We start from the raw sequence: 15,371 nt of genomic DNA, 5'->3' as shown, positions 1-15,371 counted from the left end.
ATCCCAGCGCCCGATGATTGCAACGCCACCAACTCCGATCGAGGCGTTCCGCGCCGCAGTCATGGCCGACCCCGCTGCGCAGGCCCAGCTGGCGGAACCCTTTGACCCGGCCGTGTTCGAGGCACGGGCGATCGCCTGGGCCGCGGCACGGGGCATCCCCCTCACCGCGCAGGATCTGGCCGGATGCGGCCGCCCCGATCCGATCGGCATGTTCCGTTTCAGCGCGGCCCCGGTCATGCAAGCCGAATGGCCGCCCCAAGGCTGGCTCCCGGTCGGCTTCGTGCGCGGACCACAGCCCGCGATCCAGTGGTTCCACTTCGCCGGCATCTCGCCCAGCACCCCCTTCTTCGAGGATGCGGTGCTCGAGGCGGGCGGGCGGCCGTTCAACCGCCTGTTCCGCACCGCCACGCCGCTTGAAGGCTTTGTCGGCCGGGCGGACTTGCGCGCGCCTTCGGGCCTGATCTTCCATATGTCGCGCTGCGGCTCGACGCTGGTCTCGCAGATGCTCGGGGCCGCGCCCGGCCATGTCTCGATCTCCGAGACTTCGGTGCTGGACGCGATGATCCAGCACCCGTTCGAGGATCCCGACACGCACGCCGACGCCCTGCGCGCGCTGGTCCACGCCTATGCCCGCGGCGCCGAGCATTTGTTCCTCAAGCTCGACAGCTGGCACACCCGCGCGCTGCCGCTGCTTCGCCGCGCCTTCCCCGACACGCCCTGGATCTTCCTCTACCGCGATCCGGTGGAGGTGCTGGTATCGCAGCTGCGCCAGCGCGGCGCCCAGACGGTGCCCGGCATCGTGCCGCTGGAATGGTTCGGCCTGGCGCCCGAGGACGCCTGGCTGCCCGAGCGCAGCTTCATCGCGCGCGTGCTCGAGCGGACCTGCCAGGCCGTGATCGAGCACGGCCAGGGCCAGGGATTGCTCGTGAACTATGCCGAGTTGCCCGGTGCCTTTTTCGATCGGATCCTGCCGCATTTCGGCGTGGCGCCGGAAGGACCGGCGCGGAAAGCGATGGAAGCAGCCGCTACACGCTATTCCAAGGCGCCGGGAACCCGTTTCACCGCCGACGGAGAAGCCAAGCAACGCGAAGCCGATCCCGAGCTCCGCGCTGCCGTGGATCACCATGTCGCACCGGTCTTCGCCGAGCTGGAGGCCGTCCGCGCGGCAGGCTAGCCGCTCTTCTGCATCGCCTCGATGATCTTCTTCACTTCCTGGCTGCGCCCGCGCGGCAGCACCAGCACGTCATCGCCCGAGACGACCACGATCAGGTCCTCCACGCCGACCAAGGCGACGCGCTTGCCGCCCTCGGCACGCACCAGGCAGTTGCTCGATTCGATCACCACGGCATCGCCGCGCACCACATTGCCGCCGGCATCGGCATGGCTGATCGCGTGGAGCGCGTCCCAGCTGCCGACATCGCTCCAGCCCATGGTGACCGGCACCACCGCCACGCGCGGCGCCTTTTCCATCACCGCATAGTCGATCGAGTCCGAAGGGCTGGCGGCGAAACTGTCCGCATCGGGCCAGATCCGTGCGCCGTCGCGCCGGCCCTTTTCCATCGCCTGCTGCGCGGCCGCGAGCATTTCCGGCGCGTAGCTCGCCAGCGCTCCCAGATAGATGTCGGCGCGGAACAGGAAGATGCCCCCGTTCCAGGTATGCCCGCCATGGGCCAGCATCTCCTCCGCCTTTTCGCGCGGCGGCTTCTCGACGAAGCGCTCGACCCGGTGGACGCCGTCGCCGATCGCTTCGCCCACCTTGATCCAGCCATAGCCGGTCTCGGGCGCATCGGGCGTGATCCCGAAGGTGACCAGCCAGCCGTCGCGGACCAGCGGCAACGCCACCTGGATCGCGGCATGAAAGGCATCGACATCGGCGATGACGTGATCGGACGGCATCACCAGCAGCGGCTCGGCCCCGCCCCCGGCGGCAATCGCGGCGAGCGCGATCGCGGGCGCGGTGTTGCGGCCGATCGGCTCGAGCACGAGCGCACGCGCCGTGCTGTCGGCGGCCGCGAGCTGCTCCTCGACCATGTCGGCATGATGCGCATTGGCGACGACGATCGGCGGACCGAACTGTTCCCCGGCGGCGCGGCGCGCGGTGAGCTGCAGCATCGTTTCCTCGGCGGTGAGCGAAAGCAGCTGCTTCGGCTTCTCCGCCCTGGACATCGGCCACAGGCGCGTGCCCGATCCTCCCGACAGGATGACAGGGACGATCGGTTGCGAATCCGACATGAGTTACGGACCTCCTGAGAAAATCTGATGTGGTGCTTTGCCCGCACAATCAAACACATGGCTTTGACCACAGTTTCGTGACGGCCTCCAGATTTTTCATCCCGCCGGCGTGACGTCCGCCATGTCGGATTTGTTTACACTTCGCCCGTACAAAAGGCGGCATGATCCGGCTGTTCAAGCATTACGTGCCCAATGCCGTGCTGCTGCTCGGCTTTCTCGACATCGTCCTGCTGGCGATATCGGGCGAGCTTGGCTGGATGCTGCGCGCGCATCAGCTGGGTATCGGCCTGCCTCCCGTCCAGGAGCGCTGGCCCCAGCTCGTCAGCTACGCGCTGTTCCTCGAAGTCGCGATGGTCGCGGTCGGCGTCTATGGCTCGGATGCGCTCCAGTCGCTGCGCTATGCGATGGCGCGCCTGATCGTCGCCATCTCGCTTGGCGTCATCGGCCTCAGCGTCCTCTACTTCCTGATCCCCGAAATCGGCTTCTGGCGCTCCAACCTGCTCTACGCGATGGGCTGCTCGATCGGCCTGCTGATCGCGCTGCGCATCCTGCTCGGCAAGGCACTGGGCAGCCAGGCGTTCAAGCGACGCATCGTCGTGCTCGGCGCAGGCGCGCGGGCGCAGCGGCTCAAGGACCTGTCCAAGGCGCCCGGCGCCGGCTTCGTCGTGGTCGGCTATGTCGCGATGAGCGAAGCCAATCGCGTGATCCCCGAGGCGATCGCGCGCGATGCGATCTACAACCTCGCCGATCACGTCGTCGTCCTCAACGCCAGCGAAGTGGTGCTGGCACTCGAGGAACGCCGCAACGCGCTGCCGCTCAAGGACCTGCTGCGCATCAAGACCACCGGCGTCCACGTCAACGAGATCTCGACCTTCCTCGAGCGCGAGACCGGCCGCGTCGACCTCGACAGCGTCAATCCGAGCTGGCTGATCTTCTCCGACGGCTTCTCGTCGGGCCGCATGTTCTCGAGCATGTTCAAGCGGCTGTTCGACATCGGCGCGAGCGCGCTGCTGCTCACGCTGATGCTGCCGATCATCCTGCTCACCGCGATCCTGGTGAAGCTGGAGAGCAAGGGCCCGGCCTTTTACCGCCAGCGCCGCGTCGGCCTCTACGGCATGGGCTTCGACGTCATCAAGCTGCGCTCGATGCGTCAGGACGCCGAAGTGAACGGCCAGGCGGTTTGGGCCGAGAAGGACGACCCGCGCATCACCCGCATCGGCCGGATCATCCGCAAGACGCGGATCGACGAGCTGCCGCAATGCTGGAGCGTGCTCAAGGGCGAGATGAGCTTTGTCGGCCCACGGCCCGAGCGCCCGCAGTTCGTCGAGGACCTCGAGACCAAGCTGCCCTATTATGCCGAGCGCCACATGGTGAAGCCGGGCATCACCGGCTGGGCGCAGATCAACTATCCCTATGGCGCCTCGATCGAGGATTCGCGCCAGAAGCTCGAGTTCGACCTCTATTACGCGAAGAACTATTCGCCGTTCCTCGACGTGCTGATCCTGCTCCAGACCATCCGCGTCGTATTGTTCCCTGAAGGCGCGCGCTGATGGCCGCCCTGCTGCTCTGGCTGCACGCCCTGGCGGCGCTGCTGTTCGGGGCACTCGCGCTCTGGGCATGGCGCGCCGACCTGGCGGGGCTGCCGCGCCGTCCGCTTGCCATTGCGCTCGCCGCCACCGCGCTCTGGGCGCTCGCAGTCGCCGGCATCGGCACCGCCGATGTCGCCAGCTGGTTCGCCGAGACGCTGCGCAACCTTGCCTGGCTCGGCTTCATGCTGGTGCTCCATCGCCGCGACGCGCAGTCGCGCCCGCCGATCGCACTCGGCACCGTCTATGGCGTGGTCGCGCTCGTCCAGGTCGCCGCGCTGATCCTGACGCTCATCGTCTATACCAATCCCGAGCCGGAACTGGCCGTCCCGGTCGCAAACGCCGCGCTGCTGATGCGGATGCTGGTCGCGGTCGCCGCACTGGTGCTCGTCCAGGCGCTATGGTCCGCGCTCAGCCCCGGCGCGGGTGGGGCGCTGCGCACGCTGGTGGTCGCGCTCGCGGCGATCTGGTGCACCGAATTCGCGCTGTACACCGTCGCCTATGTCGCCGCGGAGTGGCGGATCGAGCCGCTGGTCCTGCGCGGCCTTGCCTATCTCGCCGTCGCGCTCGCCATCGGCACCGCGCTCCAGCGCAAGGGCGAATGGAAGATCGAGGTGTCGCGCGCCGTCACCTACCAGTCTCTCTCGCTGGTCGCGATCGGCGCCTATTTCGCCCTGCTGGCGCTCGCCACTTCGGCCATCGCCACGATCGGCGGCGCCAATGCCCGCGTGCTGCAGACCGCCTTCGTCCTGGGCTCCACGGCGGCGATCCTCACGCTGGTCGCCAATAGCTGGCTGCGTGCCTGGCTGAAGGTGAAGCTCGCCAAGCATCTCTTCCGTCACCGCTATGACTATCGCACCGAATGGATGCGCTTCACCGAGACGCTCGGCAATCCGCAGGGCGGCGCCGCGCTCGACGAACGCATCGTCAAGGCGATCGCCGACCTGACCGAAAGCCCCGCCGGCGTGCTGCTCGTTCCCGACGCGGGCGGGCTGGGCGTCGGCGCGAGCTGGAACTGGGACCGGGCGACCCTGCCGATCGCCGGCGACACGGCGCTTGCCGAACATCTCCGGCTGACCGGCCGTATCGTCGAGCTCGATGCGATCCGCCGCAACGAGGATCATCTCGACGCCGCCGCCGTCCCGCAATGGATGCTCGACCTGCCCGAGGCCTGGGCGATCGTGCCATTGCCGCACCTCACTGAGCTCGCCGGCGCGATCCTGCTCGCCCGCCCGACGCTGGACCGCGCGCTCGACTGGGAGGATTTCGACCTCCTCAAGGTCGCCGGCCGCCAGGTCGCCTCCTATCTCGCCGAAGCCCGCGCGCAGGACGCGCTCGCCGAGGCGCAGCGCTTCGACGAGTTCAACCGCCGCTTCGCCTTCATCCTCCACGACATCAAGAACCTTGTGAGCCAGTTGACACTGACCGCCCGCAATGCCGAGCGCCATGCCGACAACCCTGAATTCCGCGCCGACATGATCGCGACGCTGCAAAGTTCGGCCGAGCGGATGAACGGGTTGCTCGCGCGCCTTTCCCAGCATCATCGCAGCCGCCCCGAGGCGCCGCACGCGATCGAAGTGGTCACGCTGGTCGAGCGCGTCGCGGCACACCGCAAGGGCCAGCACCCGGTGGTGACCGCCGGCGTGCGCAACGCCATCGCCCATGCCGATCCCGCCAGCCTCGAGCAGCTGCTCGCCCATCTGCTCCAGAACGCCATCGACGCCAGCCCGGCAAACGAGCCCGTGACCCTGTCGGTTTCGGCGGACGGCGAGCGGGTGGCGATCGACGTGGTCGATCAGGGCTGCGGCATGTCGCCGGCCTTCATCCGCGACAAGTTGTTCAAGCCCTTCGTCTCGTCGAAGGAAGGTGGGTTCGGCATCGGCGCCTTCGAGGCGCGCCAGCTCGCCCATGCCATGGAGGGCCGCATTGAAGTGACCTCGCGCGAAGGCCGGGGCACCCGCTTCCGCGTGATCCTCAAGGCCGCGCATCCCGCCGATCTCGGCACCCGGGGCGACAATTGGGGGCGTGCCGCATGAGCGACAGCCGCGCCCTGCCCAAGCTGCTCATCGTCGAGGACGATGCCGGCCTCCAGCGCCAGTTGCGCTGGGCCTATGACGGCTATGAGATCTTCACCGCCTCCACCCGCGAGGAAGCGATCACCGTGCTGCGCGCCGAGGAGCCGCCGGTGGTCACGCTCGATCTCGGCCTGCCGCCCGATCCCGACGGCACCACCGAGGGGTTCGCCACGCTCGAGACGATCCTGTCGCTGCGCCCCGATACCAAGGTGATCGTCGCTTCGGGCCACGGCGCGCATGAATCGATGCTCCGCGCGATCTCGCTCGGCGCCTGGGACTTCTACCAGAAGCCGATCGACATCGACGCGCTCGGCCTGATCGTCGCCCGCGCCTTCCACGTCCATGCGCTGGAAGCCGAGAACCGCCGCCTCGCCGAGCGGGTCGAGGCGGGCGCGGTGCTGGGCGGCATGCTCACCGGCGCGCCGGAGATGCTCAAGGTCACCCGCACGATCGAGCGCGTCGCAAGCGCCGACGTGTCCGTCATGCTGCTTGGCGCCAGTGGCACGGGCAAGGAGCTGCTTGCCCGTGGGTTGCACGATCGCAGCGGACGCAAGGGCCGCTTCGTCGCGATCAACTGCGCCGCGATCCCCGAGACGTTGCTCGAATCCGAGCTGTTCGGGCACGAGAAGGGCGCCTTCACCGGGGCGGTGAAGACCACCGAAGGCAAGATCGAACTCGCCCAGGGCGGCACGCTGTTCCTCGACGAGATCGGCGACGTGCCCCTGCCGCTCCAGGTCAAGCTGCTGCGCTTCCTGCAGGAGCGCGTAATCGAGCGGGTCGGCGGGCGACAGGCGATCGCGGTGGATACCCGCATCGTCTGCGCCACCCACCAGGACATCGACGCGATGGTCGCCGACAATCGCTTCCGCGAAGACCTTTATTACCGCCTCGCCGAGATCGTCGTCCGCATCCCGAGCCTCGCGGAGCGCCCGGGTGACGCGGGGCTGCTCGCGCGCCATTTCCTGCAGAAATATGCCGCGCAGATGAACACGACCGCACGCAGCTTCGCGCCCGACGCGCTCGCCGCGATCGATGCCTGGGGCTGGCCCGGCAATGTCCGCGAGCTCGAGAACCGGGTGAAGCGCGCGGCGATCATGGCCGAGGGCAAGCATGTCACCGCCGGGGATCTCGATCTCGAGGCCCAGGCGGAGATCGAGCCGGTCAACCTCAAGGCCGCGCGCGAGCTCGCCGATCGCAAGGCGATCCGCCATGCCCTTGCCCGCGCCGAGGGCAATATCTCCGGCACCGCGCGCCTGCTCGGGATCAGTCGCCCCACCCTCTATGACCTGATGAAGGCCTATGACCTCCAGCCCTAGGCGCCGCCGGCGCTCCTCTTCCCGGGGCATTCCGCTCCGGCGCCTGCTGGTGATCGGCGGCGCGCTCGTCGTGCTGCTCGCCGTGCTGGCCGGCGGCTGGTTCGCGCTGAGTCCCGGCAGGATGGGCACGGCCGAAGCGGCGGAAGCCACCACCCGCGCCGAGGCGATGCTCAAGGCCGACAACGCCACCGGCGCGCGCGACCTTGCCGCGGAAGTGGTGCGCGGCGATCCCGACAACGAGAACGCCCATATCGTTCTTGCCCGCGCGCTGCTCGCGCTGGGCGACGGCGTGGGTGCCGAGGGCGAGATCCAGCGTGCGGTCGATGCCGGTTATGATCCCAAGGCGGTACCGCAATGGCGCGCCGAAGCCTGGGTGCTGCAGGGCAAGACGGATAAGGCCCCGGCAGAGGCAGATAAGGCCCCCGCCGCGATGCGCCCCTACGGACTTCGAATCCGTGCCCGCGCACTCACCGCCCAGAGCGATTTCGCCGGCGCCGGTGCCGCGCTGGACGAAGCGCTGCGCCTGGCCCCGGACAATGCCGGCGTCTGGATGGACATGGGACGCTATCGCTATGCGGCGGGCGACCTGATCGGTGCCGCCCAGGCATCAGACCGCGCGGTAAGGCTCGCCCCCGGCTATATCGACGCGCTGATCCTGCGCGGCGAAATCGTGCGCAGCCAATATGGCCTGGTCGCCGCCCTGCCCTGGTTCGAGCAGGCGCTGAAGCGCGACCCCGCCCGCCACGATGTACTGATCGAATATGCCGCGACGCTCGGGGATATCGGCCGTACCGTGGATGCTGTCACCGCCACCCGCCGCGCGCTGGCGGCGCGGCCGGGCAGCCCGCAGGCATTCTATCTCCAGGCGGTGATCGCCGCGCGCGCGGGCAATTTCGACCTTTCCCGCGCTATCCTCGAAAAAACCGGCGGCGCGATCAACGATCTGCCCGGCGTGATCCTGCTCGGCGGCACGCTCGCCCTGCAGAAGGGCGATTACGAACAGGCGATCGACAAGCTGGGCGACCTGGTCGGCATGCAGCCGATGAACATCACCGCCCGCAAGCTGCTCGCCTTCGCGCTGCTGCGCACCGATCGCGCCCGCAACGCGATCGACACGCTGCGCCCCGTGGTCGCCCGCGCCGATGCGGACAGCTACGCGCTCACCCTGGTCGCCCGCGGCTTCGAGCGGATCGGCGACCGGGCAAGCGCCGCCCGTTTCCTGGATCGCGCCGCCTTCCCGGCGATCGGCGAAGCGAGCGCGTTCAGCGCGGACGACAGCACCGCGACGCTCGCCGCCGATGCCGACCAGCGCCCCGACGATCCCCAGGCGACGCTGCCGCTGATCCGCGCACTGATCGCCAGCGGCGACAAGGGCGGCGCCCTTGCCCGTGCCCAGGCCATCGCGGCGAAGAACCCCGGCGCGCCCGCCGCCCAGGTCGTGCTCGGCGACATGCTGATGCTGCTCAATCGCCCGGCCGACGCCGTCGCCGTCTACAAGCGCGCGGCCGACCTGCGCTTCGACGAGCCGACCCTGCTCCGCCTGGTCGAAGCGCTCGACCGCAGCGGCAAGCGCGAGGACGCCGCCAACGCGCTCGCGCTGTTCCTGTCGCAGAACCCGGGCAGCATCGCCGCCCAGCGCATCTCGGCGCACTGGCAGCTCGCCGCCGGCGACTATGACGCGGCGATCGACACGCTGGAGGACATCCGCGCCCGGATCGGTGACGGCGACGCCGCGCTCAACGGCGAGCTCGCCGCCGCCTATGCCGGCGCGGGCGAAACCGGCACCGCGGTCGATTTCGGCGAGGCTGCCTATGGCCTGGCCCCGGCCAATCCGGCGGTGGTCGACGCCTATGGCTGGGCGCTGTTCAAGGGTGGCGACAAGGAAGGCGGGCTGGAGCTGCTCCAGAAGGCCGTGATCCTGGCGCCGAAGCATCCGGGCCTGCGCTGGCACCTCGCCCAGATCTACGCCGCGCTTGGCCGCAAGGCGGAAGCGAAGCAGAATGCGGCGGCCGCGCTCGCCGATCCGAGCTTTACCGAGCGGGCCGAGGCCCAGGCGATGGCAAACGGGTAACGTCCACCCGGGTATCCCAGCCGAGCATCGCGACCTCGGCGACGCCCTCCAGCTCGGCCCGGCCCGCGCCATCGCGCGCCAGGATCGACATGCCGCTCTGTACCGTCTGAACGAAGCGGGCGAGCGCATCGAGATCGACAGCAGCAGGGATTTCCCCCTGCGCGACGCCACGATCGAGACGGGCGCGTAGCCGTTCGAAGGTGATCGCTCGCGCCGAGCGCACCCGCTCGCCAAGTTCGGCATTGCCTTCGCTGCCCACCGCCGAGAGCGTGACCATGCAACCGCGCGGCATATCGGCAAGGCAGCCCGTCAACGCCGCGGCGCTATCCATCAGCAGCGAGGACACCGCACCGCGCGCCGTGTCCGCCGCAAAGAAGCCTGCCCAGACAAACGCCTCGTTACTGTCGCGATAATGGCCCAGCGCTTCGGCATAGAGTGCCTCCTTCGAGCCGAAGGCGGCGTAGAGGCTTGGCGCGCCGATCTCCATCGCCTCTGTCAGGTCGGCGATCGACGTCGCGGCATAGCCCTTTTCCCAGAACAACCGCGTCGCCCGTTCGAGCGCACGCGCGCGATCGAAGGCGCGCGGGCGCCCGCGGGATCGGGTTTGCGTCTCTTCTCCAGAATTTTGCATCGATCGTTACATAATTCCCTTGACGCCCGCCTACAAGCTTCCCAGCTATTCTGTATCGATCACTATAGAATAAGGAACGGACGAATGACTGAGCTTCTCGGCAAGCGTGCATTGGTGACCGGCGCCTCGCGCGGCATCGGTGCGGGTATTGCGCTGGCGCTGGCGGACAAGGGCGCGGATGTCGCCATCACCTATGAGCGTTCGGCCGATCGCGCGGCCGAGATCGTGCGCGCGATCGAAGCGAAGGGCCGCCGCGCCATCGCCATCCAGGCCGACAGCGCCGATCCCGAAGCAGTGAAGCGCTCGGTGACGGAAGCCGTCGCGGCATTGGGCGGGCTCGACATCCTGGTCAACAATGCCGGCATCGCCCGCTACAGTCAGGTCGTCGACCTCAACCTCGAGGAGATCGACGCACTGCTCAACGTCAATGTCCGCTCGGCAGTGATCGCCACCGGCGCGGCGATCCCGCATCTCGGCGAAGGCGGCCGGGTCATCACCATCGGATCGTGCCTGGCCGAGCGCGTGCCCTTTGCCGGCTCGACGCTCTATTCGATGACCAAGTCGGCTCTGCTTGCCTTCACGCGCGGCCTGGCGCGCGACCTGGGCCCGAACGGAATCACCGCCAATCTCGTCCAGCCCGGCCCGATCGACACCGACATGAACCCGGCGGATGGAGATTTCGCCGACACGCTGCGCGGCCTCACCGCGCTTGGCCATTACGGCAAGCCCGAGGACGTCGCGGCAGTCGTCGCGTTCCTTGCCAGCCCGGCGGCGCGGTTCGTGACCGGATCGGTTGTCACCGTCGATGGCGGCATCAACGCCTGAGGAAACCCAGGCAATAGGCGCCGATAGGCAAGTTGGGGGTGAGCCGGCGGCGGCGCCACGCTATAGCCGCCCCCATGCACGAAGAAGTCCTTGCCCGCATCGCCGACGCACTCGACCGGCTGGCTCCGCCGCCGCCCCCGCCAGCCGACCTCGAGGCACATCCGGCCTATGTATGGCGCGGGCACGGACTCTCCCCGGCACGCGTGTTCGATCCGCTGCCGATCGAGATCCTTCGCGGCGTGGACAGCCAGCGCGAGGCGCTGGTCGGCAATCTCGCACGGCTGTCGCAGGGCCATGCCGCGCAGGACGTGCTGCTCTGGGGCGCACGGGGCACCGGCAAGTCGGCGCTGGTCAAGAGCGCGGTCGCAGCGGTGCAGGCCGAGGGCGGCCGGCTGGCGCTGGTCGAGGCGGTGACCACCCAGCTCGATACGCTGCCCGAGCTGTTCGCGCTGCTCAGCACCACCGACCGGCCTTTCGCGATCTTCCTCGACGATCTCGGCTTCGACGGCGTCGGCGATGCGCGGGCGCTGCGCTCGCTGCTCCAGGGCGGGGCGGAGGCGAGGCCGGACAATGCCCGGTTGCTGGTCACTTCCAACCGCCGCCATCTCGTCACCCGCGACATTGCCGAGCAGGCGAGCGCGATCAATCCCCGCGATTCGGTCGATGACGGGCTGGCGCTGGCCGATCGCTTCGGGCTGAGCCTCGGCTTCCATGCCGTCGACCAGGATACCTATGTCGACATCGTCCGCGGCTATGCCGAGACGCATGGGCTGAGCTTCGATCCGGCCGAGGCGATCGGCTGGGCGACGCGGCGCGGCAGTCGATCCGGGCGCGTCGCCTGGCAATATGTCGTCGATCTCGCGGGACGGTCCGGCCGAAACCTCTGACCAGCAGAGGAACACCGCCCTCCGCTGCGCGTCTCCTTTCGGATTCGCAACGATGGGAGACGGCAATGCATGATTTTCGGAAACTGGCAGTGATGATCCTTGCGCCGATCGCGGCGAGTTGGGCATTGCCGGCCCAGGCGCAGACCGAGTTCAGCGGCGCGGGCGAGAATTCCGAGATCGACTGTAATGGCGGCACCGTCCAGGTCGAAGGTGCCAGCAACACGCTGACGATCCGCGGCGCGTGCACCGGTCTGAACCTGACCGGCGCAGGCAACCGGATCGTGATCGACCTCGCCACCAAGTCCACGATTCGGGTGGAAGGCGCGGATAACCAGATCCGCTGGCGTGCTCCCGGCGAGGCGCGGCCACGCATCAGCATGACGGGCGCCGGCAATCGGATCATGCGCGAGAAATGACCGAGAAGCTGACACCATGTCGTTGATTCGGCTTCACATAAACTAATCTGGATCAAAGCGACCGGCGGGAATGCTTGACTCTCGCCGGTGGCCGATGCCTCCTCCCTTCATGGGGCGAATAGGCGAAACCGATCTTGCCGACCGGCTGGCGCCGAGCGGGCGCGGCGCGTTGCTGGTGCAGCTGAGCTTCGGCCTGCTCATCACCGGGCTGGCCATTGGCCTGCGCGCGGTGATCGATGCGATCGCCCCGGCCGCCGGCCCCTTCTCGCTCGGCTTCCCCGCCGTCCTGATCGCCACGCTGTTCGGCCGCTGGCAGGCGGGCTTGCTCACCGGCGCGCTGACCCTGCTCTACAGCTGGTATTTCATCCTGCCCGAGCAGCACAGCTTCCTGCTGAAGAGTCCCGACGACATGGGCCGGCTGGTGCTCGCGACGATCAACTATGCCGCGGTGCTGCTGATCGCCGAGCTGTTCCGCCGCGCCGTGCGCCGTGCCACCCAGGAGCGAGATCGGGAGCTTGCCGAACGCGACCTGTTCCTTGCCGAATTCGACCATCGCGTGAAGAACAACTTCACCCTCGTCGCGGCGCTTCTGGACATGCAGCGGCGCCGTACGAAGGATGCGGAGACGCAGGAGGCGCTGTCCTCGGCGCTGACGCGGGTAGAGAGCATAGCCCGGGCGCATCGGCATCTTTATCGCGGCGGCGCGGCTTCGCCGGGCGATGTCGACATGGCGGTGTATCTCGAGGAGCTGAGCGCGGCGCTGGCCGAGGCGCTGTTCCTGCGCGGAGCGATCACGCTCGACTGCGTGTGCGACCATGCCGCCCTGCCCCGCGACCGCGCCGTCTCGATCGGGCTGATCGTCAACGAACTCGTGACCAATGCCGCCAAGCACGCCTTTGCAGGGCGCGAGAGCGGGCGGATCGAGATACGCTTCGAAACCGCGGCGCCGGGCTGGCTGCTTTCCGTGCGCGACGACGGAGTCGGCCTGCCCGCCGAGCCGAAGCCGCGCAAGGATGGAGGGCTCGGGCAAAAGCTCGTCGACGGCTTTGTCCGCCAGGCCCGGGGCACCGCGATTACGGAGACCGGAGCACAGGGTACGAAGGTCACCGTTGCGCTGGAAGCCTGAGCCTCAGCCCAGCGCCTCGACCATCTCGGCCAGTTCCAGCCAGCGCATCTCCGCCGCGTCCTTTTCATCCCGCAGCTTGCCGATACCGTCGCTGAGCTTCGCGAACTTGTCGGGATTCTTCGTATAAAGGTCCGGATCGGCCATCGCCGCTTCGTCCTTCGCGATCTGCGCCTCGATTTCCTCGATCCGCCTGGGCAGCAGGTCGTAGTCGCGCTGGTCCTTGTAGCTGAGCTTGGTCGCCTTTTTCGGCGCCTCCGGCGCAGCGGCGGCCTTGGGCGCCGCCTTCTTCGCATCCACCTTCGGGCGACGCTTGGCTTCCCAATCGGCATAGCCGCCGACCACCACATCGACCGTGCCCGACCCGTCGAGCCCCAGCGTCACCGTCACCGTGCGATCGAGGAAGTCGCGATCGTGGCTGACGATCAGCACGGTGCCTTCATAATCGGCGATCACTTCCTGGAGCAGGTCCAGCGTCTCGAGGTCGAGATCGTTGGTCGGCTCGTCGAGCACCAGCAGGTTCGAATGGCGGGCGAACTCGCGCGCCAGCAGCAGGCGCGAACGCTCGCCGCCGGACAGCGTGCCGATCTTCGCTTCCGCGATCGACGGATCGAACAGGAATTCCTTGAGATAGCCATGGACGTGCTTGCGCACGCCGAGAACGTCGATCCAGTCGCCGCCGTCCGCCAGCACGTCACGCACCGTCTTGGCCGGATCCATCAGGCTGCGCTGCTGGTCGATGATGACGCCGTTCAGCGTATTGGAGAGCTTGACCGTGCCCTCATCCGGCTGGATTTCGCCGGTTAGCAGCTTGAGCAGGGTCGACTTGCCCGCGCCATTGGCACCGACGATGCCGATCCGGTCGCCCTTGGTGACCCGGAAGGTCAGGTCCTTGATGATCGTCCGATCCCCAAAGCGCTTGGTGACGTGCTTGGCGTCGATCACCACCTTGGTGTTGCTGTCGTCAGCGGCGGTGACCAGCTTGGCGGCGCCCTGCGGTCCGATCATCGCGGCGCGGGTGGCGCGCATTTCCTTGAGCTTTTCGAGGCGACCCTGGTTGCGCCGGCGCCGGCCGGTGACGCCACGCTGGAGCCAATGCTCCTCGATCTTCAGCTTGGCGTCGAGCCGCTGGGCGTTGCGCTCCTCCTCGGCATAGACCTGGTCGGTCCAGGCTTCGAACCCGCCAAAGCCCACTTCGGCACGGCGAATCGTCCCGCGATCGAGCCACAGCGTCGAGCGGGTGAGGCGGGTGAGGAAGGTACGGTCATGGCTGATGGCGATGAACGCGCCATTGAAGCGGGTGAGCCAGTCTTCCAGCCATTCGATCGCGGCGAGATCGAGATGGTTGGTCGGCTCGTCGAGCAGCAGCACGTCCGGGTTCATCGCCAGCGCGCGGGCGATCGCGGCGCGGCGGCGCTCGCCGCCCGAGGCGGTCTTCGCCTCGCGGCTGAGATCGATGCCGAGCTGGTCGGCGATCGCCTCCGCCTCGTGCCTGGGCGGCGCATCGCTGCCCGAAAGGACATAGTCGAGCAAGGTCGCGCAGCCCTCCATGCGCGGCTCCTGCTCGAGCAGCACGACATGGGTGCCCGGCACGATGGTGCGGCGGCCCTCGTCCCCCTCGATCGTGCCGGCGATCAGCTTGAGCAGGGTCGTCTTGCCCGCGCCGTTACGCCCGATCAGCGCCAGCCGGTCCCGCTCGCCGACATAGAGGTTCAGCCCGCGGAACAGCCAGCCATGGCCCTGGACGAGACCGAGATTTTCAAAGGAGAGAACAGGTGCAGCCATGCTGGCCACCTAGGGGGTGGGACGATGTCCGGCAAGTTACAGCCGGCTGACTGGCACGTTCAGGGGCTATTCAATGCTCGGACCCTATGCCATCTCGCATGAAGATGTTGGTGACGCCCATCCTTTGCGCCTGCCTGGCGGCATTCGTGCCTGCCGGGGATGCGGCTGCGCAAGCGAATTGGCGCCAGGATTCGGACGGACCGCGCGCCGCCCGGCGCCAGGGCCCGCCGCTCTCGGTCCGCGAGATCGAGCGCCGGGTCGTGCCGCGCCTGCCGGGTGCCCAATATCTTGGTTTCGACTTCGATCCCGCGACGGAAGTTTACACGCTGAAGTTCCTGCGCAATGGATCGGTGATCTGGGTGGACGTCGATGGCCGCACCGGCGCGATCGTCCGCAAATCGGGCAGTTAGGCCCGCCGAGGGGA

Annotated in this window: 13 protein-coding genes; 10 read left to right on the top strand and 3 right to left on the bottom strand. The window is 68.2% G+C overall.

Annotation, left to right across the window (positions count from 1 at the left end):
* Positions 1-13: 13 nt before the first annotated feature.
* Positions 14-1,174: a sulfotransferase family protein gene (locus O3305_RS17780; RefSeq protein WP_269573722.1), complete on the top strand. Its 1,161-nt coding sequence runs from the start codon at positions 14-16 to the stop codon at positions 1,172-1,174.
* On the opposite strand, the gene O3305_RS17775 is transcribed toward O3305_RS17780, so the two are convergent.
* Complete coding sequence (locus O3305_RS17775; RefSeq protein ID WP_502958208.1) at positions 1,171-2,166, bottom strand: mannose-1-phosphate guanylyltransferase; 996 nt, start codon at positions 2,164-2,166, stop codon at positions 1,171-1,173. The two genes, O3305_RS17780 and O3305_RS17775, sit on opposite strands and share 4 nt — an antisense overlap.
* 227 nt (positions 2,167-2,393) lie before the next feature.
* Here O3305_RS17775 and O3305_RS17770 point away from each other — a divergent pair, with 227 nt between their 5' ends.
* From O3305_RS17770 to O3305_RS17755, 4 genes are read left to right on the top strand one after another with little or no spacing between them, the layout of a single operon-like run.
* The gene (locus O3305_RS17770) at positions 2,394-3,782 is read left to right on the top strand and encodes a TIGR03013 family XrtA/PEP-CTERM system glycosyltransferase (RefSeq protein ID WP_269573720.1); all 1,389 of its coding nucleotides are present in this window, start codon (positions 2,394-2,396) and stop codon (positions 3,780-3,782) included.
* Positions 3,782-5,854, top strand: a complete 2,073-nt coding sequence (gene prsK, locus O3305_RS17765; protein WP_269573719.1) for an XrtA/PEP-CTERM system histidine kinase PrsK — start codon at positions 3,782-3,784, stop codon at positions 5,852-5,854. Before O3305_RS17770 ends, prsK begins: the two co-directional genes overlap by 1 nt.
* A complete protein-coding gene (gene prsR, locus O3305_RS17760; RefSeq protein ID WP_184162015.1) occupies positions 5,851-7,209 on the top strand; it encodes a PEP-CTERM-box response regulator transcription factor in 1,359 nt (452 codons plus the stop codon). Before prsK ends, prsR begins: the two co-directional genes overlap by 4 nt.
* Positions 7,210-7,258: 49 nt before the next feature.
* A complete protein-coding gene (locus O3305_RS17755) occupies positions 7,259-9,280 on the top strand; it encodes a tetratricopeptide repeat protein (protein WP_269573718.1) in 2,022 nt (673 codons plus the stop codon).
* On the opposite strand, the gene O3305_RS17750 is transcribed toward O3305_RS17755, so the two are convergent.
* Entirely contained in the window at positions 9,240-9,821 is a 582-nt protein-coding gene (locus O3305_RS17750) for a TetR/AcrR family transcriptional regulator (RefSeq protein ID WP_269573717.1), read from the bottom strand. The genes O3305_RS17755 and O3305_RS17750 overlap by 41 nt on opposite strands.
* A 174-nt stretch (positions 9,822-9,995) precedes the next feature.
* Between O3305_RS17750 and O3305_RS17745 the strand changes: the two genes are divergently transcribed.
* From O3305_RS17745 to O3305_RS17730, 4 genes are all read left to right on the top strand, one after another.
* Positions 9,996-10,736, top strand: a complete 741-nt coding sequence (locus O3305_RS17745) for a 3-oxoacyl-ACP reductase family protein (protein WP_184162024.1) — start codon at positions 9,996-9,998, stop codon at positions 10,734-10,736.
* A gap of 74 nt (positions 10,737-10,810) precedes the next feature.
* Positions 10,811-11,623, top strand: a complete 813-nt coding sequence (locus O3305_RS17740; protein WP_269573716.1) for an ATP-binding protein — start codon at positions 10,811-10,813, stop codon at positions 11,621-11,623.
* A gap of 65 nt (positions 11,624-11,688) precedes the next feature.
* The gene (locus O3305_RS17735; protein WP_269573715.1) at positions 11,689-12,039 is read left to right on the top strand and encodes a DUF3060 domain-containing protein; all 351 of its coding nucleotides are present in this window, start codon (positions 11,689-11,691) and stop codon (positions 12,037-12,039) included.
* Positions 12,040-12,148: 109 nt separating this feature from the next.
* Positions 12,149-13,165, top strand: a complete 1,017-nt coding sequence (locus O3305_RS17730) for a sensor histidine kinase (protein ID WP_269573714.1) — start codon at positions 12,149-12,151, stop codon at positions 13,163-13,165.
* Positions 13,166-13,168: 3 nt separating this feature from the next.
* On the opposite strand, the gene O3305_RS17725 is transcribed toward O3305_RS17730, so the two are convergent.
* The gene (locus O3305_RS17725; protein ID WP_269573713.1) at positions 13,169-14,947 is read right to left on the bottom strand and encodes an ABC-F family ATP-binding cassette domain-containing protein; all 1,779 of its coding nucleotides are present in this window, start codon (positions 14,945-14,947) and stop codon (positions 13,169-13,171) included.
* A 98-nt stretch (positions 14,948-15,045) separates the two neighbouring features.
* Here O3305_RS17725 and O3305_RS17720 point away from each other — a divergent pair, with 98 nt between their 5' ends.
* On the top strand, positions 15,046-15,357 hold the full coding sequence (locus O3305_RS17720) for a hypothetical protein (protein WP_269573712.1): 312 nt from the start codon (positions 15,046-15,048) through the stop codon (positions 15,355-15,357).
* The last annotated feature ends 14 nt before the right edge of the window (positions 15,358-15,371 follow it).

Origin of the sequence: Sphingomonas sp. NIBR02145 (genome assembly GCF_027359115.1) — a bacterium.
GTDB lineage: Bacteria > Pseudomonadota > Alphaproteobacteria > Sphingomonadales > Sphingomonadaceae > Sphingomonas > Sphingomonas kyeonggiensis_A.
This window is presented reverse-complemented; position numbering and strand designations above follow the sequence as displayed.

Bases quoted from the DNA above. Each gene is read 5' to 3' on its own strand.
- O3305_RS17730 (WP_269573714.1), top strand. From the start codon at position 12,149: ATGGGGCGAATAGGCGAAACCGATCTTGCCGACCGGCTGGCGCCGAGC.
- prsK (WP_269573719.1), top strand. From the start codon at position 3,782: ATGGCCGCCCTGCTGCTCTGGCTGCACGCCCTGGCGGCGCTGCTGTTC.
- O3305_RS17770 (WP_269573720.1), top strand. From the start codon at position 2,394: ATGATCCGGCTGTTCAAGCATTACGTGCCCAATGCCGTGCTGCTGCTC.
- O3305_RS17740 (WP_269573716.1), top strand. From the start codon at position 10,811: ATGCACGAAGAAGTCCTTGCCCGCATCGCCGACGCACTCGACCGGCTG.
- prsR (WP_184162015.1), top strand. From the start codon at position 5,851: ATGAGCGACAGCCGCGCCCTGCCCAAGCTGCTCATCGTCGAGGACGAT.
- O3305_RS17780 (WP_269573722.1), top strand. From the start codon at position 14: ATGATTGCAACGCCACCAACTCCGATCGAGGCGTTCCGCGCCGCAGTC.
- O3305_RS17725 (WP_269573713.1), bottom strand. From the start codon at position 14,947: ATGGCTGCACCTGTTCTCTCCTTTGAAAATCTCGGTCTCGTCCAGGGC.
- O3305_RS17745 (WP_184162024.1), top strand. From the start codon at position 9,996: ATGACTGAGCTTCTCGGCAAGCGTGCATTGGTGACCGGCGCCTCGCGC.
- O3305_RS17775 (WP_502958208.1), bottom strand. From the start codon at position 2,166: ATGTCCAGGGCGGAGAAGCCGAAGCAGCTGCTTTCGCTCACCGCCGAG.
- O3305_RS17720 (WP_269573712.1), top strand. From the start codon at position 15,046: ATGAAGATGTTGGTGACGCCCATCCTTTGCGCCTGCCTGGCGGCATTC.
- O3305_RS17735 (WP_269573715.1), top strand. From the start codon at position 11,689: ATGCATGATTTTCGGAAACTGGCAGTGATGATCCTTGCGCCGATCGCG.